The following is a 22,829-nucleotide window of genomic DNA, read 5'->3' on the forward strand; positions in this document are numbered from 1 at the left end:
AAAGATTATATACTCTCAAATTTAAATAGAAAATGATTAGAATACAAAAATGTATATTCAATTTTATCCCATTAAAAGATTTTTTCTATAAATAGATGAATTAATCGAGGTACAGCATAAAAATCGATGTCAGACTGCTTAATTTTGAGATAAGGTAAATCAAGACTAAAGTCATCAGGAACCATAACCTTATATAGAGTTGCATAAAGTCTCTGATGAGATAGTACATGTTTATAATCTTCGACAAGCAGTTCAAAACCTAATTGACCTTCAACATTTCGCAGAAAAGATGATCCGTCAAGACCCAGCAGATCATTTAAACTCAAAGACCCATCACTCTCAACTAAAGGAAACTGATACAAGTTTCTCCAAATATCTTTATCTGTTCGTTTTACTAAGTAAGTAAACTCACCCTGCTGAATATAAAAATAGTTCAGGTAACGGTTAGTTACTTTTACCTTACCCTTTTTGAGAGGTAAGACAGCAATTTTATGGTTCTGAAATGCAAAGCAAGACTCTACTAATGGACATATACTACAGTTTGGTGACTTAGGAGTACATTGAAGAGCCCCAAAATCCATTATAGCATGATTGTGTTGAGCTGGATTTTTCTTATCCAACAGTTCCTGAGCTAAACTTGTAAACTCTCTCTTACCTTGTCCTGTATCAATAGGTGTTTCTATACCGAAATATCTAGACAAAACACGAAAAACATTTCCATCAACAACAGCATAGGGTAGATCATAGGCAAAAGAACAAATTGCCGCGGCTGTATACTCTCCTACCCCCTTTAGATTTATAACATCGGAGTAAGTAGTAGGAAAAATATTTCCTATAGATCGAGCTGCAGTATGTAAATTTCTGGCTCGAGAATAATAACCCAAACCCTGCCAAAACTTAAGAACTTCTTCTTCATCAGCTTCAGCTAAAGCTTGAACAGTAGGAAAACGTTCGGCAAATCTTAAATAATATTCATACCCTTGATTCACACGAGTTTGTTGAAGAATAATTTCGGATATCCAAATTAAATAAGGATCTTTGGTTTGGCGCCAGGGTAAATCTCGTCCAAACGCTAAATACCAGTCTCTGATTACTTTAGTAAACAATTCTAATTCGCTTTAAGTGGTTTGATTATGAGTTTAATAGTCTATTAGCTCCAAATGTACTCAACTAAAAGCATGCCAATGTCGTTTTTACGGAAAATTAGGTTTAAATTATTTTTTTGCACGGCTAAAAACCTATATATTTGCAAACCAAAAAATTAGAATCACATAGTAATATTATTTTTATAGCAATGACAAAAGCAGATATTGTAAACGAGATTACAAAAAAGACCGGTATTGATAAAGTTACCGCACTAAACACCATTGAAGCGTTTATGGATGTAGTGAAAAACTCGTTAGTTAACGATGAAAATGTTTATCTTCGTGGTTTCGGAAGCTTTATTGTTAAAAAGAGAGCTCAAAAAACAGCTAGAAATATCTCAAAGAATACTACAATTATTATTCCTGAGCATAATATACCAGCTTTTAAGCCTTCAAAAACTTTTACTGAGGCCGTAAAAAAAATTAAATAAATAAAGTATTAACCATAAAATTTTGAAGCTATGCCAAGCGGAAAGAAGAAAAAAAGACATAAAATGTCTACCCACAAGCGTAAAAAACGTCTAAGAAAGAACAGACATAAAACTAAAAAATAGTTTTATCTGACCAATTTCAAAATAGAGAACAAACTAGCGAAGATTCTTCTTTCTGGTTTGTTCTTTGTTTAGTAAATATTGTGAACATAAGGTTATCCTAAAACGTTTACAGTAGATATAATTTACAAATAATAGAATAAATAACTGTGACAAGCGAATTAGTAATTGATGTACAGCCCAAAGAGGTCTCGCTAGCTCTATTAGAGGACAAGAGCTTAGTTGAGTTTCAGAGTGAAGGGGTAAATTTATCTTTTTCAGTTGGGAATATGTACTTAGGTCGCGTAAAAAAGGTGATGCCAGGCCTTAATGCCTGCTTCGTCGATGTCGGTTATGAAAAAGATGCATTCTTACATTATTTGGATCTAGGTCCTCAGTTTAATTCTCTAGAAAAATATGTCAAACAAACTTTAAGCAATCGAAAGAAGCTTCCACCCATGTTCAAACCAGGTGCTTTACCTGATATCGACAAAGATGGTAGCGTTTCAGATATTCTTAAGGTTGGTCAAGAAGTAGTTGTTCAAATAGCTAAGGAACCCATTTCAACAAAAGGTCCAAGGCTTACTTCTGAATTATCATTTGCAGGTCGTTACCTTGTCTTAATACCCTTTAATGACAAGATATCAGTCTCACAAAAAATCAAATCTAGCAAAGAGCGAGCACGTCTTAAACAGCTTTTACGCAGTATTACACCTCGAAACTTTGGGGTTATCGTACGAACTGTCGCTGAAGACAAACGAGTTGCCGAACTAGATGCGGAATTGAAAGTTCTTCTAGGTCGTTGGGATGACGCCATTAAAAAGGTCCAACGTGCCACAAAGTTCCCATCACTTATTTTTGAGGAGACCGGTAGAGCGGTTGCACTTTTGAGAGATTTATTTAATCCCTCATTCAAAAACATTTACGTCAACGACGAAACTGTTTTCAAGGAAATTAAAGACTATGTTACACTCATCGCCCCTGATAGAGCTAACATTGTAAAGAATTACAAGGGACAACTACCCATATTTGACAATTTTGATATTACAAAGCAAGTCAAATCTTCATTTGGCAAAACTGTATCTTACAAGAAAGGTGCTTACCTAATTATAGAGCATACAGAAGCTTTACATGTAGTTGATGTTAACAGCGGTAACCGAACTAAAAATGCAAATGGCCAAGAAGCCAACGCAACTGAGGTCAACATGGGTGCAGCTGACGAAATAGCTCGTCAATTACGATTAAGAGACATGGGAGGGATTATTGTCATCGACTTCATCGATATGGGTGAAGCTTCCAACAGACAAAAGGTATATGAACGCATGTGTGCCAATATGCAAAAAGATAGAGCACGACATAATATTCTACCCCTTAGCAAGTTTGGATTGATGCAAATCACCCGTCAACGTGTTCGTCCAGCTATGGATGTGAATACACTTGAGATATGTCCTACCTGTTTTGGTAAAGGAAGCATTAAGTCTTCTATACTCTTTACAGATACACTAGAGAATAAAATTGACTATCTAGTCCATAAATTAAAGAAGAAACGTTTTTCATTACACGTTCATCCGTATGTAGCGGCCTACATAAACCAAGGTGTCATTTCTCTAAAGAGAAAGTGGCAAATGAAGTACGGATTAGGAATCAAAGTAATACCAAGTCAGAAACTAGCCTATTTAGAATACTTATTCTACGATAGCAATGGCGAAGAACTTGATATGAAAGAAGAAATTGAAACCAAAATTTAAAACAAACAAAGGGTGTGTAAGAAGAAATTCTAACACACCCTTTTTGTTTTTTAGTCTCTCTCTTTATGAATTAATAATACCCCTATGGCAATCCAGATTAGCTCACGTAGACGGACAAGTAGGCCGACAAATAGACCGTATTGAGCAGAATAGCCCAAAATGCTAAAAGCCAGTGTAAAACCACCTTCCCTACCCCCAAGTTGCATTGGCATAAAGAACAGTAGATTTGCCATTAGCGAAGCAATAGCCATTACCAGATAGGCCACCAAAAAGCTCTGAATCCCAATTAATGGCACCATGAGCAAACTAATCTCCAGACACCCCACCAGACGAGCCAGAAACTCCAAAGCTAGCGTATTACGAAAAGCCTTAGGCCGATGTAGATAGACCTCACGCACCTCATCATCAATCCGAACTAAGATATCTCTGTATTTAAGTTCGAAGCGACCAACATGGGTTCCTAAACGAGGTATCTTAAGGAGTAAAACACTTACCAGATGAATAGTTCCTTTTTTCATTACAAACGTAAAAAGCCACAATAGAAGAAGACAACAAACTAGAACTATACCAATTATTAGATAATAAGTCCACGGCAGTGTATAAAACAAAAGTAGCATTGCACCGAAAAACCAAAACAGTAGATGTGATGCCATATGCAGAATGGAATAAAGCAGAGTCGATGAGCTGGCTCGAGCAACACCTACATAAGGTTTTAGTGCCAAGATACGATAGGCCTCCCCTCCATTAAGTCCCCCAGGTGTGACGTAGTTTAAGGCAAAACCTGAAACTGTGATTTTATATAGGACCCTAAAAGGAATAGCAGGACTATCCAGTCCATGGAGTAGCTGCTTCCATGAGAGTGTATTAATACCATATATAACCACCCACAAGATTAAAACAAGTGGAAAATAAACCCCGGCTTGCTTGAGTAAATTATGCAGCGAAGCTAAAGAGAGATTTAAGCCCACCATCATAAAAACTACAGCAGCTATACCAATAAAGAAGAACAGATTACGGATAGACTTATTCATTTAGATTTCGGATTGTCCTATTAATAGTGTTAGCTTAAGATCAACTCCCCAACGGTAACCTGTGAGCTTCTTAGCACTACTAAGCACCTGATGGCAAGGAATAAGTAAAGATATAGGATTCATACCCACAGCTGAACCAATAGCCTGATAAGCCTTACCAAAGTGCAGACTCTCGGCTAGCTCTTTATAGGTAATATACTGTTTGGAGGCTAAAGTCAAAAGTTTATCCCAAACGGCAAGCTGAAAAGAGGTACCGATGAGGTGAACATCCAAAAAAAACGCACCCTCCTGCTCCAACCCTGCTATGAGTTGCAAATGAATAGGCTGCAAGCAATTGACAAGTTTACACCTGGGAAAATTCTTTTTTAGAATAGACTCGACATCCATATCGGATGAGATAAAGCCTAAGAAGCAAATACCCTTTGGTGTGGAGGCAATGAGTAGGTCGCACCAGTAAAACGAGTAGGTCGTATAAGATACAGTAAAGTCTGAAACGATACGATCACTCTTCAGCGTTCTATGAATACGCAATTTTGCATCAAAACCATACCCTAAGGCCTCAGCTGGCTGTGAATTGGACAAAGCAAGCAACTCTTTATAACCATCACTTCCTCCCCGACCGATATATTCCAGAGCACGGTTATGTGCTTTTTCCCAATATTCTTTTTTTGATAGAGACATAAACAAGGCTTATTTAAATGAAAAGACTCCCACAAATCTAAGTTTTAATTTGTGAGAGTCTTCATTATATGGTGGAAAATTAATAGCTAATTTTCACTCCTGCAAAATAACTACGAGGACTTGCTGGTCCATAGATATAATTGGAGTCACGCTCTTTCCCTTTATCAAAATCGTTTTGGTAAGAGTTAAAGATGTTTGTAACACCCGCATTAAGCTGTAGGGTAGTCGAACCGATTAAAGAAAAATCATAAGATGCCTTGAAACCCAAATCATAAAATTTCTTTGTTTTGTCGATACGGTCTTCAGGAATGTACCCCGCAAGATGCTGTACATACATTGGTCCTGTATAAGTACCCGAAAGAGACAGGTTAAGAGGCTTTATTGGCGTATAAGTTGCAGAGAAGTAGCCGTAAGTATTTGGTGACTTAAAGATACGGCGCTGAGCAGGTTGATTTTCGCTCCATACCTCTGGCTTATCAAATCGACTGTGTTGAAGAGTAAATCCTCCTTGGATTTGGAAATAGTTTAGGTAAGCCAACTTTCCCTCTAAAGTAAGTCCATAGACTTTAGAGCCGCTACCATTACGACGCTCTTTTACCCAGATATTCTCAGCATTTACCCCTTTACTCTCAAGAATAAAAGTGTTCGATAACTTGTTGAAGAAACCTTCCACTAAAAAGTTCAATTGGAAGGCACCCACACGATGATAAAAATCAACCGAAGAACTCAAACTATGCGATTTTTCAGCTTTTAGGTGAGGATCCACTTCAACCATTGACACGGTTCCACCTACGTTATCAACATGTAAGTCTTCATCAAAGGTTTGAGGGGCTCTAAAACCGCCTGAATAACTCAAACGGAAATTGATATTCTCGGATGGGTTAAAGCGAATATTAGCACGGGGACTAAATATCGGATTGCTTAGCAAACTATGCTTGTCGATACGACCACCAATTAAGATGCCCCACATCTCATTTTTCCACTCGTTTTGTAAGTAAGCGCTACCAATATTTACAATTTGCTTGGTATAACGCTCATATCCCCACAAGTCATCTTCTAAGCGATCGAAATTATACTCAATCCCTGCTGTTAGGTCAGAAGGCATAAAGAAGGCTTTCTCAAAAGAGTGCGAAAACTGAGAACCTGCCATATAGGTCAAATCGGTTGTCTTACCATAAGCTTTCATCGGGTCTTCACCTGGACCGTAATAACTATCACGGTGCGTGAATTGACTGGAAGTAAATACACTTAACTTGCTCTTCTCATTGGGGCTAAAGTAATCGAATTGAAGACCTCCTCCATCAATGGAGTGCTCCAGTTGCTCAGCAATATCAGCCTCATGTGGTGGACGGTTAAGCTTATCACCTCCTCTACGGAACTCTTCAATATGGTGATATTCTAAAGAGATTTTGGTGTATGTACTTGTTTTAAGATATGATCGGAAACCCACGGTCTGATTTTTAAGTTTTGGCATTTCAGAGAAGCCATCGCCATCGTGATCGTAAGCCGAGCGGTGACGATTTTGTCCGAATACATATAAACCAGCTTTATAATCATCGGTTACTAAAGATGCATTCAGCGTAGTGTTATTATCAAAACTACCGAAACCACCCAAACCGGTGGTGGTATGTGCAACCTCACCCGAGTTTCTAAGGGGTTCTTTGGTAATAATATTGATAGTACCTGCAATGGCAGAAGCGCCAAATAATGCCGAACCACCTCCACGCATAACCTCTACACGTTCGATCATATTGGCAGGAATTTGCTCCAAACCATAGACTCCTGTTAAAGCACTGAATATAGGACGAGAGTCAATCAAAATTTGTGTATAAGGGCCATCAAGACCATTGATCCTTACCTGTTGAAAACCACAGTTTTGACAGTTGGTTTCAACACGCACACCAGGCTGAAAGTTAAGCCCTTGAGAAAGCGTACTTGAGTTAGTGTTTTCAAACATTTTCAGATCGACAACATTGACTAATGTCGGAGCCATTCTACGTTTGGTTTCGGCTCTATTGGCCGACACAACCACACCATCAAGTGCAATAGCATCCTCTTCGATTTCAAAATCAACCTCAAGTGTTACTCCTTTTTTGGTAGTAACTTTCTTTTCAACTGTTTTATAACCCACCGATGAAACCTGTAGTGTAAAAGTTCCTTCGGGTAGATTTTTAAGGAAGTAGTGACCTGTATTGTCGGTCACAGTACCGATGGTTGTACCTTTAAGAGCCACTGTCATATAAGACAAATGCTCCTTTGTTTTGCGGTCGATAACATGACCTATAATATTGGCATCCGAGCCTTTTTTCTGTTCGATAGGGTCAGCATTATTTGCACGAACTACCCAGCTACATCCTAAACATAGGATTAGTAATAAATATTTATTCTTCATGTAAAGTTGATGTTTTCAGTTCTAAATTATAAGACATAATAAATGGTCAACAAAGAATTATTCAATCCGTGTCGACAAAGAATTAAAAAAAAGGAAAGATATTTAGAATTGAAAAGGGGGAGCTCTTAAACCAGCCAAACCATAGTAAGGCGTCTGATACGTCCTTGAGATCGGCTTAGTAACAAGAATAAAAGTAAAAAGGACGATAAAGACAAATACTACAACCGCAGCAGGTGGGTTGGTTGAAACAAAATGATTTAACATCTGAATCAACTCAAACTCTAGCGCAGTATGGGTATGCTGAATGTCTTTTTTAAAGGGGTGAGAGTGAACAATAGAAATACCATTTACCACATGTAAGTGAGTAAATAAAGTAATTCCTGCCGTATAGCCTAAGAATAGGATTAGGAGGAAATAACGAATAAGGTATTTAAATCGTTGTAACATCTATATTATTTAGAAGTAGCTTGAGCCAAATTATACTGGTTTCTGTGCTTACTAAATGCTTCAATTATGAAAGAAAATCATAACTTTGTCTTTCTTAAACAGATTTAAGCCTGCTATTTGATCAGCAAAAGCCAACCTAGTCGGCAAATATCGCAAAATAATTTATATTTCGAGCTAATGAACACCAGAAATTGCAAACAACCTCTACCAGGATGGTTAGCATTAAGCCCACTTTTAGTCTTTTTATGCACCTATCTGATCACTTCAATACTAGTAAACGATTTTTATAAGGTTCCCATTACGGTGGCTTTTACAATCTCTGCAGGCTACGCTATAGCTATAACTAGGGGTATTCCACTAGAACAACGCTTACTACAGTTTTCAAAAGGTGCAGCCAATCGAAACATAATGCTGATGATCTGGATTTTTATCTTAGCTGGGGCTTTTGCTCAAAGTGCTAAAGAGATGGGAGCCATCAATGAGACCGTAAACCTTACGCTACATATTCTCCCTAGCAATTTATTATTTGCGGGTATTTTCTTAGCCGCATGTTTTATTTCACTATCGATAGGGACAAGCGTAGGAACGATTGTAGCACTTACTCCTGTCGCTATCGGGCTTGCAGACAAGGTCGATGTATCTTTGCCTTTTATTGTTGCTATTGTGGTCGGTGGTTCTTTTTTTGGCGATAACCTCTCTTTTATATCCGACACAACAATAGCTTCTACTCGAACACAAGGATGCACTATGAGAGATAAATTCAAGGTCAACTCATTGATTGTTGTTCCTGCAGCCATACTTGTTTTGGGCCTTTACATCTATCTAGGCTTTTCTATAGAAGCGCCTATTCATATAGACAAAATCGAATGGGTCAAAGTTATCCCCTATTTGATAGTTTTGGTTACGGCCATCATGGGCGTACATGTTGTAGTGGTGTTGACTTTAGGTATACTCTCGACTGGTATAATTGGTCTATTGGCAAGTGAGATGAGTTTCTTCGATTGGTTTGGAGCTATGGGTGGGGGTATCATAGGCATGGGGGAACTCATTATTATTACACTACTAGCAGGAGGAATGCTAGAACTCATCCGCTATAACGGAGGAATCGATTTTATCATTCGATCCCTTACCAAGAGAGTTAATTCTAAACGAGCTGCTGAGTTGAGTATTGCAGGACTGGTTAGTATTGCCAATTTATGTACAGCCAACAACACAATAGCCATAATAACGGTAGGTCCTATCGCCAAAGACATTGCAATCAAGTTTAATTTAGATAAAAGAAAAAGCGCGAGTATCCTAGATACATTTTCTTGTTTCGTACAGGGAATTATCCCCTACGGTGCTCAACTGCTTATGGCTGCAGGATTGGCCGGGATATCACCCATTAGCATCATTGCAAACCTATACTATCCCTTTACTATGGGGATAATCGCACTATTGGCAATATTCTTTCGATACCCCAAAAAGTATTCATAAAGTGATATTCAAAAACATTTAATATCATACAGATTTATTTAGAGGGGAATCTCACACAAAATAGAGTGTACCAATACCTTATATAAGAACAAAAGAGCCTTATTAGTTTGCCAATAAAAACAAATCACATATCTTTGCAACCGCTATTACGAGTTAATAGCTTAATTCAAATCATTATAATAAAAAACATTTTTAAAAATGGCAACAAGAATTAGATTGCAAAGAAACGGTCGTAAAGGCTACGCATTTTACTCTATCGTTATTGCAGACAGCAGATCACCACGTGATGGTAAATTTATTGAGAAGATTGGTACATACAACCCAAACACCAATCCTGCTACAGTAGATTTGAATTTCGAAGGAGCACTTAAATGGGTTCTTAACGGAGCACAACCTTCAGACACAGTTCGTAACATTCTATCTCGCGAAGGTATCTACATGAAGAAACACCTTCTTGGCGGTGTTGCGAAAGGCGCATTTGGTGAAGCAGAAGCAGAAACTAAATTTGAAGCATGGAAGAGCAACAAACAATCAGGTCTTCAAGCTATTAAAGCTAAAGACATTGAGGCTCAAAAAGCTGCAGATAAAGCTCGCTTAGATGCTGAAATCAAAGCAAACGAAGAAAAAGCTAAAGCTCTAGCAGAAAAAGAAGCAGCAGAACGTGCTGCGGCTGAAGAAGCTGCTAAAGAAGAAGCTAAAGCAGAAGAAGCAACAGAAGAAAATACTGAAGCAGCTGCTGAGTAATTAATTACATTCGACACTTATTTCAAACAAACAGATAGAAAAGGCTTTACTAGTAATAGTAAAGCCTTTCTTATTTATAACAACTTGGGGTTGATTAGTTCTGCGCTGGCAGATTAAACCATGTTACTAAGCTGAAGTCTTGCTTATTTGGCAAATGTTCATGTTTAGGATACATACGGTAGCTCACTTTAAAGGTTCCAGCATTGGCAATATTTATCTTACCCTCAAAGGTGTATAAATCGCCTTTATTGCCAGTTACTTCGAAAGTCTTAACAGCATAAACCTGATCTACTCCATTACTGTCTGAGTGGAGAATAACGCAATCAATAGCTACAGCATCTTTAAGACCTTTTTCATCTACTACAATTTTCACTAGATACTGACGACCACTCTCAATGCGATCACCAATAATATCATCGTGAGTTGCCTCAAGCACCTCAATACTATCCCACTTAGCAATTACATCTTCTTTCCAAGCAACCAATGCTTTTACAGGAGCATAATTGTCTTTTGCTAGTGTTTTATAACGAGTAGCTAAGTTGGAATAGAACTTAGTATAATAATCATCCAACATACGTTTCATAGTGTAGTGTGGAGCTACTTGTGCCATAGAGTTACGGATATATTCAATCCACTCAGAAGAGTAGCCTTTGTCATTATGAGCAAAGTATAAAGGAACAATCTCATTTTCAAAAGTAGAGTATATCGTAGCAGCATCAAGTTGATCTTGATGTTCTTGGTTTTCGAACGTACGCTTATCAGTCAACGACCAACCAGCTCTCGGTCTATAGCCTTCATACCACCAACCATCAAGAACTGAGAAGTTCAGCACGCCATTCATCAAAGCCTTCTCTCCCGAAGTACCAGAAGCCTCTAAGGGACGTGTAGGGGTATTCAACCATACATCAACACCAGCAATCAAACGACGAGCCAGTAGCATGTCATAATTTTCTAGGAATATAATCTTACCTAGGAACTCAGGGCGATTAGATATCTCGTAGATTCTCTTGATCAAACCTTGTCCTGCACCATCGTGAGGGTGAGCTTTACCAGTAAATAAGAATTGAACAGGACGTTCTTCGTCATTGACTAGTTTAGCCAATCTGTCTAGGTCAGTAAATAGAAGGTGAGCACGTTTATAAGTAGCAAATCGACGACCAAAGCCAATCAATAAGGCATTGGGATCAATTTTCTCCATTAAAGATACAATACGAGAAGGGTCACCTTGGTTTTTAAGCCATGATGCATTGAACTTCTCTTTAATGTAATCGGTAAGTCGGACTTTAGATTGTTTACGAACCTCCCAGATAGCTTCATCAGAAACTTTATAAATAGCATCCCAAATTTCAGGATTAGACTGATCGTTGAGAAAATTCTTATCAAAATACTTTTTATAGAATTCCTTCCACTGTGATGAACACCAAGTTGGGAAATGCACTCCATTGGTTACATACCCCACATGATTTTCTTCTGGGAAATACCCTTTCCATAGTGTTGAGAACATGTGTTGAGATACGGTTCCATGAAGTTTACTTACTCCATTAATCTCTTGGCAAGTTTTACAAGCAAAGGTTGACATACAGAAGCGCTCGCTCTTATCACCAGGATTGGTTCTACCCATATCCATAAGTTCATCCCAAGAGATTTTTAATTGCTCAGGGTAACCACCCATATACTTACCAAAAAGTCCTTCGTCAAAATAATCGTGACCTGCAGGAACTGGAGTATGTACTGTGTAGAGAGAAGATGCCTTTACAAGTTCTAACGACTCGTCGAAGCTAAAACCTTCTTTAATATGATCAGCAATACGCTTAATGTTAATTAAGGCTGCATGACCTTCATTACAATGATAAATCTCTTTTGTTATTCCTAAAGCTTTAAGAGCAATCATGCCACCAATACCAAGCAGAATCTCTTGCTTCAAGCGATTTTCCCAATCACCTCCATAGAGTTGGTGTGTAATTGCACGATCGAACTCACTATTTAATTCGTGATCGGTATCCAATAGATAAAGAGGAACTCTACCCACATTTACTCGCCATAAATAGGCATGAACAACATAATCCATATAAGGAATGTCAATCACTACAGGATAACCTTTTTTATCTACTACACGATCTAGTGGAAGTGTATTAAAGTCTTGAGCTTCGTAATTAGCAATCTGCTGACCATCCATAGCCAAACTTTGCGTAAAGTAGCCATAACGATAGAGTAATCCTACCGCACATAGATCGACATTACTATCCGAAGCCTCTTTCAAATAATCACCCGCTAATACACCAAGACCACCAGAGTAAATCTTTAGCACACTGTTTAAGCCATACTCCATACTAAAATAAGCTACAGAAGCTCTTTTAGGATTAGGCTTTACATCGATATAGTTTTTGAATTTAGTATAAACAGCATCTATCTTCTCTAATACCTCTTTATCGTTTGACAGCTCTTGAAGAGAGTCGTAACTCATACGCTCGAGCAAAAGCACAGGGTTTTGTTCAACTTCTTGCCAAAGCGTAGGGTTTAAAGACTCAAATAATTCGGTAGCCTCGTTATTCCAAGACCACCAAATATTTCGTGCCAATTCTGATAATTTTGAAAGTTCTTTTGGAATGTCAGATTTAACACTCACAAGCTTCCAATTAGGAGAATTTGATTTACTAATTTGTATCATTTTATAATTATTAATTTGTATCTATTCTAGAATCTCTATTTGTAAAAGCGAGAGCATAGGCCTCATAATAAGCCTCTATAAACTTACTCCATAAAGCACGATCAGATAACTGACTGGCTCTATTACGAGTACGATTAATTTCTTTGGTATCTAGAGCTGCATAATCAGAAATTGTTTTAGAAATATTCTCTACAATCTCACTGTAATTATGATCTGTGCGCTCTAAAACAGCAACACCATCCGACAAGCCTCTGTTATAGTTATCAACAGTTTCGACCCAAGCACCAAACCCTGAGAGGTTAGTAGTAACTGTAGGTACTTTAAAGGCAATGCTTTCAAGTGGTGTGTAGCCCCAAGGTTCGTAATAAGAAGGGTAAATGGTAATGTCCTGACCGATTAAGACATCGTAGTACGACATATTAAATATCCCGTCGGACTCATTAAGATAGCAAGGAACAAAGATCAACTTCACACGACTATCGGGTTGGTTGATTAATCCACGCTCACGCATCATACTCAAGATAGGGTCGTGATCCATCTGATGCAACCAATGCGTGATATAAGGAAACTCTAAGGGGGTTATTTCAGGCTTATCTAAGTTTTGCATGCGATAGGCTAAATCTTGACGAGCCTCACCCACCCAAGCAGGTACAAAGATGTAAGCTAAGATGTCTTTGGCTAGTGCATCACCAAGCTGATTCAAAGAGTTCATTGCATCGACAAAAGCATCAAGACCTTTGTTCTTAAGCTCGTATCTTCCGCTAGTACCCACGATCAAAGTATCATCAGCCAAAGTTTTACCTAAGACTTTCTGAGCTACAGCGATTAATTGCTTCCGTGCAGCATTCCGAGTAGACGTAAATTTGGCACCTTTGGGAACAAAGTCATTCTCAAAGCCATTCTTAAGAACCACATCGATTGGTTTCTCAAGTAGTTGTTCAGCTTCTTTTGCTGTTATATCACTTACGGTTGTGAAACAATCAACAGCATGTGCAGTTTGCTTCTCAATGGAATGTTTAGATTCGACATTGAGCTCACGAGCCATCTGATCACCACAATAATTAGTTAAATTATCATATAGTGGTTTATAATTGCCCGCAATCGAACGTCCAACTGTTGTTGCGTGTGTTGTAAATAACGTAGCCACCTGAGGAAGCATCTGCTGAATATACAAAGCACCCATTCCACACATCCATTCATGTGCATGATAAGCTACATTCTTATGTTCAAGTTTATGAAAAACATAAAAAGACTCCACTACTTTAGCTGCGGCAATTGAAAACATAGAAGCTTCGTCGTAGTCGCCATAGCCATGAAGAGAGTCCACTTGATAGTGTTCCCAGATAAATCCATAGATTTTATCTTTAATAGCATAATAAGGTTCAAAATCAACTAAGATGACAATAGGGTTACCAGGAATCATCCAACGCCCTATACGAATGCGTATGAAACTATCTGGTTGATCGGCTAGACTTTTAGTCCAACTCTTAAATAGCGTAGGGTCTTCAACAAATAATGGGTTTGAATCATCTTTAGTTAGATCAGGCCCAATAAAAAACAAATTGTCTTTAAGCGTAGTTTGCAGGGTTTTAGCTTGAGTAGATAAAACGGTGTAAATTCCACCAACTTTGTTGCAAACCTCCCAACTTACATTAAAAAGAAAATCAGGTTTAAGATTTTTTTTTCTCATAACAAGGTTAAGTTCATGTTTAAGTACGTTATTAAATATAATACTTTATAAACAATTAATTGACTAAAGTCTACATTTTAAAATTAGTTCTTTAACTTTTATTACCCTTCTAGATAAACCGTTACAAGATATTTTCATGAACAAAAAAATCGAGATTACGCCAAAGCATAACCTCGATTAAATATACATTAATAGAGTTGATATCTATATTGAAAATTAAGCTACAGCACTTGCGATTAAGAATGTCGCAGCAAGGGCAACGATCGCGTAAAGCTCTGGGAATACAGCTAAAATCAAAGTATTACCAAACACCTTATGTCCTTGTCCAATAGCAGCAATACCATTAGCACAAATCTGTCCTTGACGTAAAGCTGAGAATAGACCAATAAAACCTAGAGTTAAACCAGCACCTAAAACAGCAGCAGCTTGGAAAGATGAAATATCAGGTGTCAAGATATTAAAAATCTTATCAAACATAAAGTAACCAGCAAAACCATATAAACCCTGTGTACCAGGAAGAGCTGTAAGAACAAGGAAGTTACCAAACGCACTGTCGTCTTTTTTAAGAGCACCAATCGATGCATTACCAGCAATAGTAACACCATAAGCACTTCCAATACCTGACAATGACAACATGATAGTCACGCCTAAATAGGCAATTAATAAATTTATTTCCATAATAGATTTTTAATTTTTTGTTATTATATAATTTCTAGTTTATTTGTTTTTAAATGGTTTGTATTCTTGTCCTCCGCCTTCGTAGCCAGCATTCTTAAAGAATTCCACAAAGGTTAGACGCATAGGGTGAACCATTGCACCAAGAACATTCATAAATATATTAATTCCGTGACCAACTACAAAAATCAAGACCATAACAATCGGTCCTAATATTATATTGTCAGGACTCATACCTGTAGCCAAACTGTTGAAAACACTAGCCAATATACCACCAGAAAGACCTAGGGCAAACAGACGGACATAAGAGAGTACGTCACCTAGCAAACCAGTAGCCATATTATAAGTATCCCAAAGACCTAGACCAATATTGGTAAATATATTCTTATCGGGACTGTTAAAGAGGAATACCATAGCAGCACAAACACCGCTAATAGATAAATAAACAGTATCACCTATTGATCCAATCGAAGGGAAAGCAGTTACAAGACAAGTGTAAGTTAAAAATACAAACCAACCTATAGTTGCTACTGCATATTTAAAGCCAAACTGAATAATTTGATTAGCAATTTTAAGACACATTCCAAACAAAATTTGGATTACTCCTAAGATCAAAGCCAAAGCAAACATCTCGTTATTGTCTTTATATGCAAACGATTTCACCCATTGGATAAACGGGTTATCAATATCATAGAGACTTACTCCAAAAAAACCTCCTGTAAGCAAACCACAAAAGAACGTTGAAGTTCCCAAGACTTGCACCAAAGACATAACACTCCGCATGCTGGGAGACAATTTCTTTGCAAACATTTTATAGAGAGTCGCTACCAATAATAAGAATAAACCATAACCAGAGTCTCCCAAACATAGGCCAAAGAACACCATAAAGAATGGAGCAAAATAAGGCGTTAGGTCGATCTCGTTATATCGAGGTAACATATAAAGTTTACCAATTGGTTCAAACCACGAGAAAAATCCTTTATTAGCAAATTTAATAGGGACATTATCATCGGGAGTGGGATTGGTGATCTCGTAATAAATTGAGGCCTTGTCAAGCTCAGAAGCAATTTGTTCAGCTTCAACTGCGGGAATCCAACCTTGCAAAACCATTAATTTATCTTCAAGAGCGGATTGTGTATTTAGTAACACTTGATCAAACTCAATAGCTCCCTCAACTTCTTTAAGATATTCCTTAAGGCTAATTAATTTAGTTGAAGCAAGAACAGAAATAGCCTCTTCAGCTTTTTGAGCTTTAAGAAGAAATTCATCATGCTTGGCTATCAAGGAGGATAAAGACTCAGAGGGGAGTTTTATTGACTCCGCCTCGAGATAGAGTGGTGATCCAGCTTCGGTTGTAGTGATAAAGTATAGTCTTGAGTTTTGCCTATTTATCAATGTAGCATTGAATTTATCAACCCATTCTGAATTAAAAGCACTCTCACTACAAACAAAGAAGTTCATCTCCAGATTAAGATCTTTTAATCCTCGAACATCTTCATACTTAAAGTCACCCCAAGGGCTTAAATGCTCTATGGTCTTATCAAGCGCAGATATTTCTTGCTTAAGATCAGCAAGCTTCTTTTCGAGTATCTCTAAGTTTTCTAAGACTAATTTTCCATCCGTTGAATCAGCTGAAGGTTCCTCTTTTACCTCGAAACGCTCCAAACGTTTTATAGCGTCAGATACCTGCTTAGCTAAAAGCAATTGTTCATGGAGCTCAGAGTCGTCAACAGTTCCTTTTTGGAATTCTTGAATATGCACAAGACCAAGGTCTCGTAACGACTTAACAAAGTCATCATACTCTTTATGATAAACCAAAAAGGTTAGTTTTTTCATTTTTGCAATCATTGATTTGCTACCTCCTCTCTCCTTTTATGTTGTATGGATTTCAAAATCTTCTGTGAAGACTTAGATAAGTTTTCCTCATCTTCCATGAAACGTTTAATCTTTAATAAAGCATCTTCATACCCAGGAATTTGAACCTTCTCAAAGAGATTCACTTTTTGAGTAGTCTTTTTACGTGCATACTCCAGCTGATTTAATTTGGCAAGAACGAATTCTTGTTCTATGGCAAGTTGTGCTAACTTTTTGAGTAGCTCAATCCCATCAAAAAACCATTTGGGTGAATTAAAAAAACTATACGGCTGAATTTCAAAGTCAATATGATCTAAGATTGGGGTACGAACACCTGCAATCTTTTTGATTCCTATTTTTACATCTTTAATTTTAACTAAGGATGCATCAAACTCATTCCAAAGTGCAAACATGGCTTCATAATTAAGAATTTGATCCTCCAGCTTTTGAGCTAAGATTTTCGCATCATCTCTACAACGTTTCACTTCCATACGTAATGCACTCTCCTTACTCTTAATGATAGGAAGCATACGCTCACGCATATGGAGTTGTTTCTCCAATTGCTGATGAGAAGTTTTATTGTATTGAAACTTAATTGCCATTATATATTTTATTTAAATCAGATACTATTTCTTTTTCCAGAACTCTTCTACTAAGTCTTGACGGATATTTACCTCTTCAGGACGGAAATATTCGCCAAACAAAGACCAAGCAGTATCTAACATCTCAGTTATGTTTAAGTTAACATCAATGGCTAGAAGCTCAGTAGAGTATTTATCTGCAAAAGAAATTGTTCTTTCATCATAATTGGTCAAGTCAAAACCGTTTTCACGCTTTGTTTTAGCATTAGCAGCATCAGCATAAAGACGTACTGCAGCATTCATAACCTGTGGATGATCCTTACGGGTTTTCTTACCAATAACGAGTTGCTTCAAACGCGATAAAGAACGGAATGGATCGACTATAATCTTACCCACATCACTATCTCTACGAAGGAATAATTGCCCCTCCGTGATGTAACCTGTGTTATCAGGTACCGCACTTGTAATATCACCACCCGAAAGTGTTGTTACTGCAATAATAGTAATCGAACCACCAGAAGGGAATTGAACCGCCTTCTCATAAATTCGAGCCAAGTCAGAATATAATGAACCTGGCATAGAGTCTTTTGAAGGAATTTGGTCCATACGATTCGATACGATAGCTAAAGCATCAGCATATGAAGTCATATCAGTTAGAAGTACTAAAACCTTCTCATCTTTTTCGACAGCAAAATATTCTGCAGAAGTCAAAGCCATATCGGGGATTAGTAATCGCTCAACAGCAGGATTCTCTGTAGTGTTCATAAAACAGATAATACGATCAAGTACACCTGCATTTGAGAATACATGTTTAAAGTATAGGTAATCGTCATTTGTCATCCCCATACCACCCAGGATAATCTTATCTGTATCGGCACGTAGAGCAACATTGGCCATTACCTCATTGAAGGGCTGATCAGGATCTGCAAAGAACGGTATCTTTTGTCCCGAAACTAAGGTATTATTTAAGTCAATACCCGCAATACCTGTTGCAATTAGCTCAGAAGGTTGTTTTCTTCTTACAGGGTTTACCGATGGGCCACCAATCTCAACTTCAGTTCCTTCTACTTTAGGACCACCATCAATAGGTTCTCCGAAAGCATTAAAGAAACGCCCAGCAAGTTGATCACCAACTTTCAATGATGGAGCTTTACCCATAAATACTACTTCAGCATTATTGGGAATTCCTTCTGTTCCTTCAAAAATTTGAAGCGTCACTTCGTCACCAGCAATTTTCACCACCTGTGCTAATCTACCATTCACTGTAGCCAACTCATCGTAACCAACTCCAGTAGCTTTAAGTGAGCAAGTAGCCTTAGTTATTTGGGTAATCTGAGTGTATATCTTTTGAAAAGCTTGTGTTTCCATATCATTTCATCTTTAGGAGTTATGCCACCGTACGTTGGGCAATCAACTCGTCTAGCTCTTTCTTATATTTATTATAATCGTCGGATTTATACTCACTGTAGTTAATTTGCTTACATATATTAATTACAGATTTAAAATAATCCATAACCTCTGTAAAAGTGTCAAATTCAAACTCTGTATGACAAATATCAATAACTTGATTTAAAATTGCCTCTTGTCTCTCCATTGGAGTTACAGCATCAACTGAGTCAAAAGCATCTTGCTGAAGAATTACAAAGTCAATTAGTTCTGACTTCCAGAATACAACGTGGTACTCAGTAGAAACACCATCATCTCCAAGAATATTGATCTGCTCAGCAATTTCTTTTCCACGTTGAAGTCTATTCTTCAACTCGTGAACTTTTTCAAGCCACTCAGGATTTATCAATTCAGAAATATATTCTTTAAACTCAGGATACTCTATATACTTCGAATACGAATCAATCGGATTTACCGCAGGATAGCGCTTCTTATCGGCACGTTCTTGTTCCAATGCATAGAAGCAACGAGCTACCTTCTTCGTGTTTTCGGTAACTGGCTCTTTAAGGTTACCTCCTGCAGGAGATACAGTACCAATAAAAGTAATAGAACCAGTTTCATCGTTATTTAAATGCACATAACCTGCACGTCCGTAGAAGTTAGAAATAATAGCCGAAATATCCATAGGGAAAGCATCAGGGCCAGGTAGTTCTTCCATTCTGTTTGACATCTCTCGAAGTGCTTGTGCCCAACGTGAAGTAGAGTCGGCCATAAGAAGAACTTTCAGACCCATAGCTCTATAATATTCAGCTATAGTCATCGCAGTATAAACAGATGCTTCACGAGCAGCAACTGGCATATTAGAGGTGTTAGCAATAATAATTGTACGCTCCATTAATTTTCGACCTGTATGTGGGTCGACCAACTCAGGGAACTCGGTAAAGATTTCCACCACCTCATTGGCACGTTCACCGCAAGCTGCAATAATAACAATATCTGCTTCAGCTTGCTTAGAAATCGCATGTTGTAGTACTGTTTTTCCTGTACCAAAAGGACCAGGTATAAAACCAGTTCCACCCTCTACAATAGGATTTAAAGTATCGATTACACGAACACCAGTTTCTAATATTTTATAGGGACGTGGTTTGTTTTTGTAATTAAGCATCGGAATTTTAACTGGCCAACGCTGTATCATTGAGATTTCTATTTCATCACCAGCGGAATTAGAAATAACTGCAATGGTATCTTCAATCTTATACTCCCCTTCAGCAACAATAGACTTCAACGTATATTCGCCTTTAAGGGTAAAAGGAGCCATAATTTTAAGGGGTTGAAAATTTTCTTCAACTTCACCTAACCACGCTGCAGCAATAACTTTATCACCAACAGCCATTAAGGGTTTGAATAACCAAGTACCCTCTTTATTTAACGGATAAGTATAATCTCCTCGTTTAAGGAAAGTACCCTCCATTTTATCTAAATCATTTTGAAGGCCATCGTAATTCTTAGAAAGCATACCAGGACCTAAGGTAACCTCAAGCATATGTCCTTCAAACTCTGCAGGTGAACCAACTTTTAAACCACGGGTACTCTCAAAAACCTGAACATAAGCTCTAGAGTTTTCAACTTTAATTACCTCAGCCATAAGTCTGTCACCACCAGTGGTAATATAGCAGATCTCATTTTGAGCAACAGGTCCATCGACATCGATGGTTACCATATTGGCTATAATTCCATTAACAGTTCCTTTTGTCGCCATATTATATATTTTTATTTTTGTCTAAATTCTAAAGGAAGTTGCACCTCATCTTTTAAAGATGAAATAATCTTCCTGAAATACTTATTACCTTCTTCTTTATCTAGCTTCAACCATCTTTGAATCATGTCAATTTGCAGTAAAAAAACAAAGATTCGTTCGATGGTGAAATAATTAAAGAACGTTATCTCCTCCATCCAAGCCCAACGCATCTGATCGATCATCTTTTCACGGTTGGATAAATCTTCTTCATCGATAAAGCGAACAACAGTATTGAAGTAATCTAAAGAGCTTGATAGTCCAAAATCTCTAGCATTAGAGTTTTTGATTTGGTCAGCAACATAATCAGATCCTATAATCTGATCACGAAACTTAAAATCATGCTTGCGAGCAGATAAAGCTATAAAAAGATTATTTATGTTTTGATTAAAACCAAACCATGACCTAACAAACTTATTTTTAGTATTAAGTGCATACTCGTAATATAAGCTCGTTAATATATTCTCAGGTAATACCACTTCATCAGCATATGCATCAGAAAAATAATTAGTTAAAAACCTCAACATGTAAGATAGTGCTCCCTTAGGCGCCTCCATTTCATCAGCATATTTGACAGATGCGATGAGATCTAGTAACTGATCTTTAGTGTAAAGACCTATTGATTCGATGTCTTGATCGGGATTAGCTAATAATGTGATGAGATTCTCATTATCATATTTGAGATAAAAAAGATCAATTAATTTCTGATCTTTAGTAGAGAGTTGAGGATATAATTCTTCTCGAAAGGTAGAGACAGTATAACTCAACTTGTTATCGTCTAAAGAAAGCTCAGGAAGTCCCGCAATTAAATAATAATATTTACTCATAATTGAATTATTCCTTTAATACTATTCTCCAAAAAGCATAGTGATTAGTTTAGGACGTAAAAATGTTTTAAAGTAGTTAATAAACTCTTCATCACCAAAATTCATTTTATAAGATCCATTTGCGGGAGAAATAGAGAAGTGAGCTTTCATATCATTAACCTGCTCAATAGAAACACCCTTATCTAGTATATCTTTTGCATGAATACTAAAATACTCTGTTAGTGATTTCGCATCAGCTGTTGAAATCAACATAGGTTCATTTTGGGTCCATGCTTGAGCAATTTGAAGAATAAATTGATTTAAGAATGCTTGATCGGCAGTTGCTTTCTTTACAGTTTCAGTTATAGTCTGGTTTGTAATAAGATCTGTTACTTCAGATTTCAAAGCATTTACAGCTTGTCCACCGAACAATTTTATTTCCGATTTAGCATTTTCAATAAGTTCTGACGCCTGTTTTTTAGCATTTTCCACAATAAGATCAGCTTTATCTTGAGCAGCTTTGAGAATAGTGTCTTTCTCTTGATTTGCTTTGCCAATAATTTCTTCAGCTTCAGATTTAGCCTTATCTACTCCTTCACGATAGATTTTATCTGTTAATTCTTGAATCTTGTTTTCCATATGTAGAGACTATATTATTTTTAATATTGAAACCTTGTTTCCTCAAATTTAATGATTTAAAATAGTCTTCAAAGCTTTAATCAAATAAAACTTATAAAGATCTACGGCTAAATTTAAGAATTAATTTATCTAAAAGCTATACATAACAATTAAATTTAAGTTAAAGTCTTAAATAACAAAGCGCACTTCTACAAGATGCAAAAGTACGCTTCAAACTGAGTCTTTAATGTATTAATATAGATCCGAAATATATAACTCTACAAGTAAGACCCATATAAACAATAAAAGAGAGAGTCATTAGGACTAATCCTATGACTCTCTCTTCTTAAAAAGGCGGCTACCTACTCTCCCACGGGTATGCAGTACCATCGGCGTGACAAGGCTTAACTTCTCTGTTCGGAATGGGAAGAGGTGGAACCCTTGTGCTATAACCACCTAAAATATCTTTTGGTTATAAACATAAATCAACAAGAATAGTAACTAGTATTCTAGTTACAACTAAAAGTAAATACAGACCTTAAAAGCGTTAATATAAGTTGAC

18 protein-coding genes and 1 rRNA gene are annotated in these 22,829 nt (G+C 37.2%); 4 read left to right on the top strand and 15 right to left on the bottom strand.

Annotated elements, in window-relative coordinates; genetic code table 11:
* Nucleotides 1–71 precede the first annotated feature (71 nt).
* The gene (mutY, locus tag B091_RS0108185) at nucleotides 72–1,106 is read right to left on the bottom strand and encodes an A/G-specific adenine glycosylase (RefSeq protein WP_018109521.1); all 1,035 of its coding nucleotides are present in this window, start codon (nucleotides 1,104–1,106) and stop codon (nucleotides 72–74) included.
* A 188-nt stretch (nucleotides 1,107–1,294) separates the two neighbouring features.
* Here mutY and B091_RS0108190 point away from each other — a divergent pair, with 188 nt between their 5' ends.
* Both B091_RS0108190 and B091_RS0108195 read left to right on the top strand, forming a co-directional pair.
* Nucleotides 1,295–1,576, top strand: coding sequence for an HU family DNA-binding protein (locus B091_RS0108190; RefSeq protein WP_018109522.1), 282 nt, complete (start codon nucleotides 1,295–1,297; stop codon nucleotides 1,574–1,576).
* Between the two features lie 269 nt (nucleotides 1,577–1,845).
* Nucleotides 1,846–3,423, top strand: a complete 1,578-nt coding sequence (locus B091_RS0108195; protein ID WP_018109523.1) for an Rne/Rng family ribonuclease — start codon at nucleotides 1,846–1,848, stop codon at nucleotides 3,421–3,423.
* Nucleotides 3,424–3,473: 50 nt separating this feature from the next.
* Here the strand turns inward: B091_RS0108195 and B091_RS0108200 are convergent, their stop codons facing one another.
* The 4 genes from B091_RS0108200 to B091_RS0108215 form a co-directional block, all read right to left on the bottom strand.
* Nucleotides 3,474–4,454, bottom strand: coding sequence for a lysylphosphatidylglycerol synthase transmembrane domain-containing protein (locus B091_RS0108200; protein WP_018109524.1), 981 nt, complete (start codon nucleotides 4,452–4,454; stop codon nucleotides 3,474–3,476).
* Nucleotides 4,455–5,135 carry a methylated-DNA--[protein]-cysteine S-methyltransferase gene (locus B091_RS11980; protein WP_018109525.1) on the bottom strand — a complete coding sequence of 227 codons (681 nt, stop codon included), beginning with the start codon at nucleotides 5,133–5,135 and terminating at the stop codon, nucleotides 4,455–4,457. It abuts the gene before it with no gap.
* Nucleotides 5,136–5,214: 79 nt separating this feature from the next.
* Nucleotides 5,215–7,527, bottom strand: coding sequence for a TonB-dependent receptor (locus B091_RS0108210; RefSeq protein WP_018109526.1), 2,313 nt, complete (start codon nucleotides 7,525–7,527; stop codon nucleotides 5,215–5,217).
* A gap of 102 nt (nucleotides 7,528–7,629) precedes the next feature.
* Nucleotides 7,630–7,974, bottom strand: a complete 345-nt coding sequence (locus tag B091_RS0108215) for a hypothetical protein (protein ID WP_018109527.1) — start codon at nucleotides 7,972–7,974, stop codon at nucleotides 7,630–7,632.
* A gap of 177 nt (nucleotides 7,975–8,151) precedes the next feature.
* Here B091_RS0108215 and B091_RS0108220 point away from each other — a divergent pair, with 177 nt between their 5' ends.
* Both B091_RS0108220 and B091_RS0108225 read left to right on the top strand, forming a co-directional pair.
* Nucleotides 8,152–9,450: a Na+/H+ antiporter NhaC family protein gene (locus B091_RS0108220; RefSeq protein ID WP_018109528.1), complete on the top strand. Its 1,299-nt coding sequence runs from the start codon at nucleotides 8,152–8,154 to the stop codon at nucleotides 9,448–9,450.
* 198 nt (nucleotides 9,451–9,648) lie between these two features.
* On the top strand, nucleotides 9,649–10,194 hold the full coding sequence (locus B091_RS0108225; protein WP_018109529.1) for a 30S ribosomal protein S16: 546 nt from the start codon (nucleotides 9,649–9,651) through the stop codon (nucleotides 10,192–10,194).
* 94 nt (nucleotides 10,195–10,288) lie between these two features.
* Here B091_RS0108225 and glgP read toward each other — a convergent pair whose 3' ends face one another.
* From glgP to rrf, 10 genes are all read right to left on the bottom strand, one after another.
* On the bottom strand, nucleotides 10,289–12,862 hold the full coding sequence (glgP, locus tag B091_RS0108230) for an alpha-glucan family phosphorylase (protein ID WP_018109530.1): 2,574 nt from the start codon (nucleotides 12,860–12,862) through the stop codon (nucleotides 10,289–10,291).
* Nucleotides 12,863–12,872: 10 nt separating this feature from the next.
* Nucleotides 12,873–14,552: a glycosyltransferase gene (locus B091_RS0108235; RefSeq protein WP_018109531.1), complete on the bottom strand. Its 1,680-nt coding sequence runs from the start codon at nucleotides 14,550–14,552 to the stop codon at nucleotides 12,873–12,875.
* 216 nt (nucleotides 14,553–14,768) lie between these two features.
* Complete coding sequence (locus tag B091_RS0108240) at nucleotides 14,769–15,230, bottom strand: ATP synthase subunit K (protein WP_026166349.1); 462 nt, start codon at nucleotides 15,228–15,230, stop codon at nucleotides 14,769–14,771.
* Between the two features lie 39 nt (nucleotides 15,231–15,269).
* On the bottom strand, nucleotides 15,270–17,075 hold the full coding sequence (locus B091_RS0108245) for a V-type ATP synthase subunit I (protein ID WP_018109533.1): 1,806 nt from the start codon (nucleotides 17,073–17,075) through the stop codon (nucleotides 15,270–15,272).
* Complete coding sequence (locus B091_RS0108250) at nucleotides 17,072–17,683, bottom strand: V-type ATP synthase subunit D (RefSeq protein ID WP_018109534.1); 612 nt, start codon at nucleotides 17,681–17,683, stop codon at nucleotides 17,072–17,074. The genes B091_RS0108245 and B091_RS0108250 overlap by 4 nt, the downstream gene beginning before the upstream one ends.
* A 24-nt stretch (nucleotides 17,684–17,707) precedes the next feature.
* Entirely contained in the window at nucleotides 17,708–19,030 is a 1,323-nt protein-coding gene (locus tag B091_RS0108255) for a V-type ATP synthase subunit B (RefSeq protein ID WP_018109535.1), read from the bottom strand.
* Nucleotides 19,031–19,049: 19 nt separating this feature from the next.
* Nucleotides 19,050–20,807 (bottom strand): V-type ATP synthase subunit A, encoded by a 1,758-nt coding sequence (locus B091_RS0108260; RefSeq protein WP_018109536.1) that lies wholly within the window; start codon nucleotides 20,805–20,807, stop codon nucleotides 19,050–19,052.
* Nucleotides 20,808–20,818: 11 nt separating this feature from the next.
* A complete protein-coding gene (locus tag B091_RS0108265; protein ID WP_018109537.1) occupies nucleotides 20,819–21,670 on the bottom strand; it encodes a DUF2764 family protein in 852 nt (283 codons plus the stop codon).
* Between the two features lie 21 nt (nucleotides 21,671–21,691).
* Nucleotides 21,692–22,288 carry a hypothetical protein gene (locus B091_RS0108270; RefSeq protein ID WP_018109538.1) on the bottom strand — a complete coding sequence of 199 codons (597 nt, stop codon included), beginning with the start codon at nucleotides 22,286–22,288 and terminating at the stop codon, nucleotides 21,692–21,694.
* Nucleotides 22,289–22,616: 328 nt separating this feature from the next.
* Nucleotides 22,617–22,727 (bottom strand): 5S ribosomal RNA (gene rrf, locus B091_RS0108275).
* Nucleotides 22,728–22,829: the final 102 nt, after the last annotated feature.

It is taken from the genome of Bacteroides propionicifaciens DSM 19291 = JCM 14649, from assembly GCF_000375405.1.
GTDB lineage: Bacteria > Bacteroidota > Bacteroidia > Bacteroidales > Bacteroidaceae > Bacteroides_E > Bacteroides_E propionicifaciens.

Excerpts from the sequence above, each read along its gene's own strand:
- B091_RS0108190 (WP_018109522.1), top strand. The coding sequence starts at position 1,295 with ATGACAAAAGCAGATATTGTAAACGAGATTACAAAAAAGACCGGTATT.
- B091_RS0108225 (WP_018109529.1), top strand. The coding sequence starts at position 9,649 with ATGGCAACAAGAATTAGATTGCAAAGAAACGGTCGTAAAGGCTACGCA.
- B091_RS0108215 (WP_018109527.1), bottom strand. The coding sequence starts at position 7,974 with ATGTTACAACGATTTAAATACCTTATTCGTTATTTCCTCCTAATCCTA.
- B091_RS0108270 (WP_018109538.1), bottom strand. The coding sequence starts at position 22,288 with ATGGAAAACAAGATTCAAGAATTAACAGATAAAATCTATCGTGAAGGA.
- B091_RS11980 (WP_018109525.1), bottom strand. The coding sequence starts at position 5,135 with ATGTCTCTATCAAAAAAAGAATATTGGGAAAAAGCACATAACCGTGCT.
- B091_RS0108220 (WP_018109528.1), top strand. The coding sequence starts at position 8,152 with ATGAACACCAGAAATTGCAAACAACCTCTACCAGGATGGTTAGCATTA.
- B091_RS0108210 (WP_018109526.1), bottom strand. The coding sequence starts at position 7,527 with ATGAAGAATAAATATTTATTACTAATCCTATGTTTAGGATGTAGCTGG.
- glgP (WP_018109530.1), bottom strand. The coding sequence starts at position 12,862 with ATGATACAAATTAGTAAATCAAATTCTCCTAATTGGAAGCTTGTGAGT.
- B091_RS0108235 (WP_018109531.1), bottom strand. The coding sequence starts at position 14,552 with ATGAGAAAAAAAAATCTTAAACCTGATTTTCTTTTTAATGTAAGTTGG.
- B091_RS0108240 (WP_026166349.1), bottom strand. The coding sequence starts at position 15,230 with ATGGAAATAAATTTATTAATTGCCTATTTAGGCGTGACTATCATGTTG.
- B091_RS0108265 (WP_018109537.1), bottom strand. The coding sequence starts at position 21,670 with ATGAGTAAATATTATTATTTAATTGCGGGACTTCCTGAGCTTTCTTTA.
- B091_RS0108260 (WP_018109536.1), bottom strand. The coding sequence starts at position 20,807 with ATGGCGACAAAAGGAACTGTTAATGGAATTATAGCCAATATGGTAACC.
- B091_RS0108245 (WP_018109533.1), bottom strand. The coding sequence starts at position 17,075 with ATGATTGCAAAAATGAAAAAACTAACCTTTTTGGTTTATCATAAAGAG.
- B091_RS0108250 (WP_018109534.1), bottom strand. The coding sequence starts at position 17,683 with ATGGCAATTAAGTTTCAATACAATAAAACTTCTCATCAGCAATTGGAG.
- B091_RS0108255 (WP_018109535.1), bottom strand. The coding sequence starts at position 19,030 with ATGGAAACACAAGCTTTTCAAAAGATATACACTCAGATTACCCAAATA.
- B091_RS0108200 (WP_018109524.1), bottom strand. The coding sequence starts at position 4,454 with ATGAATAAGTCTATCCGTAATCTGTTCTTCTTTATTGGTATAGCTGCT.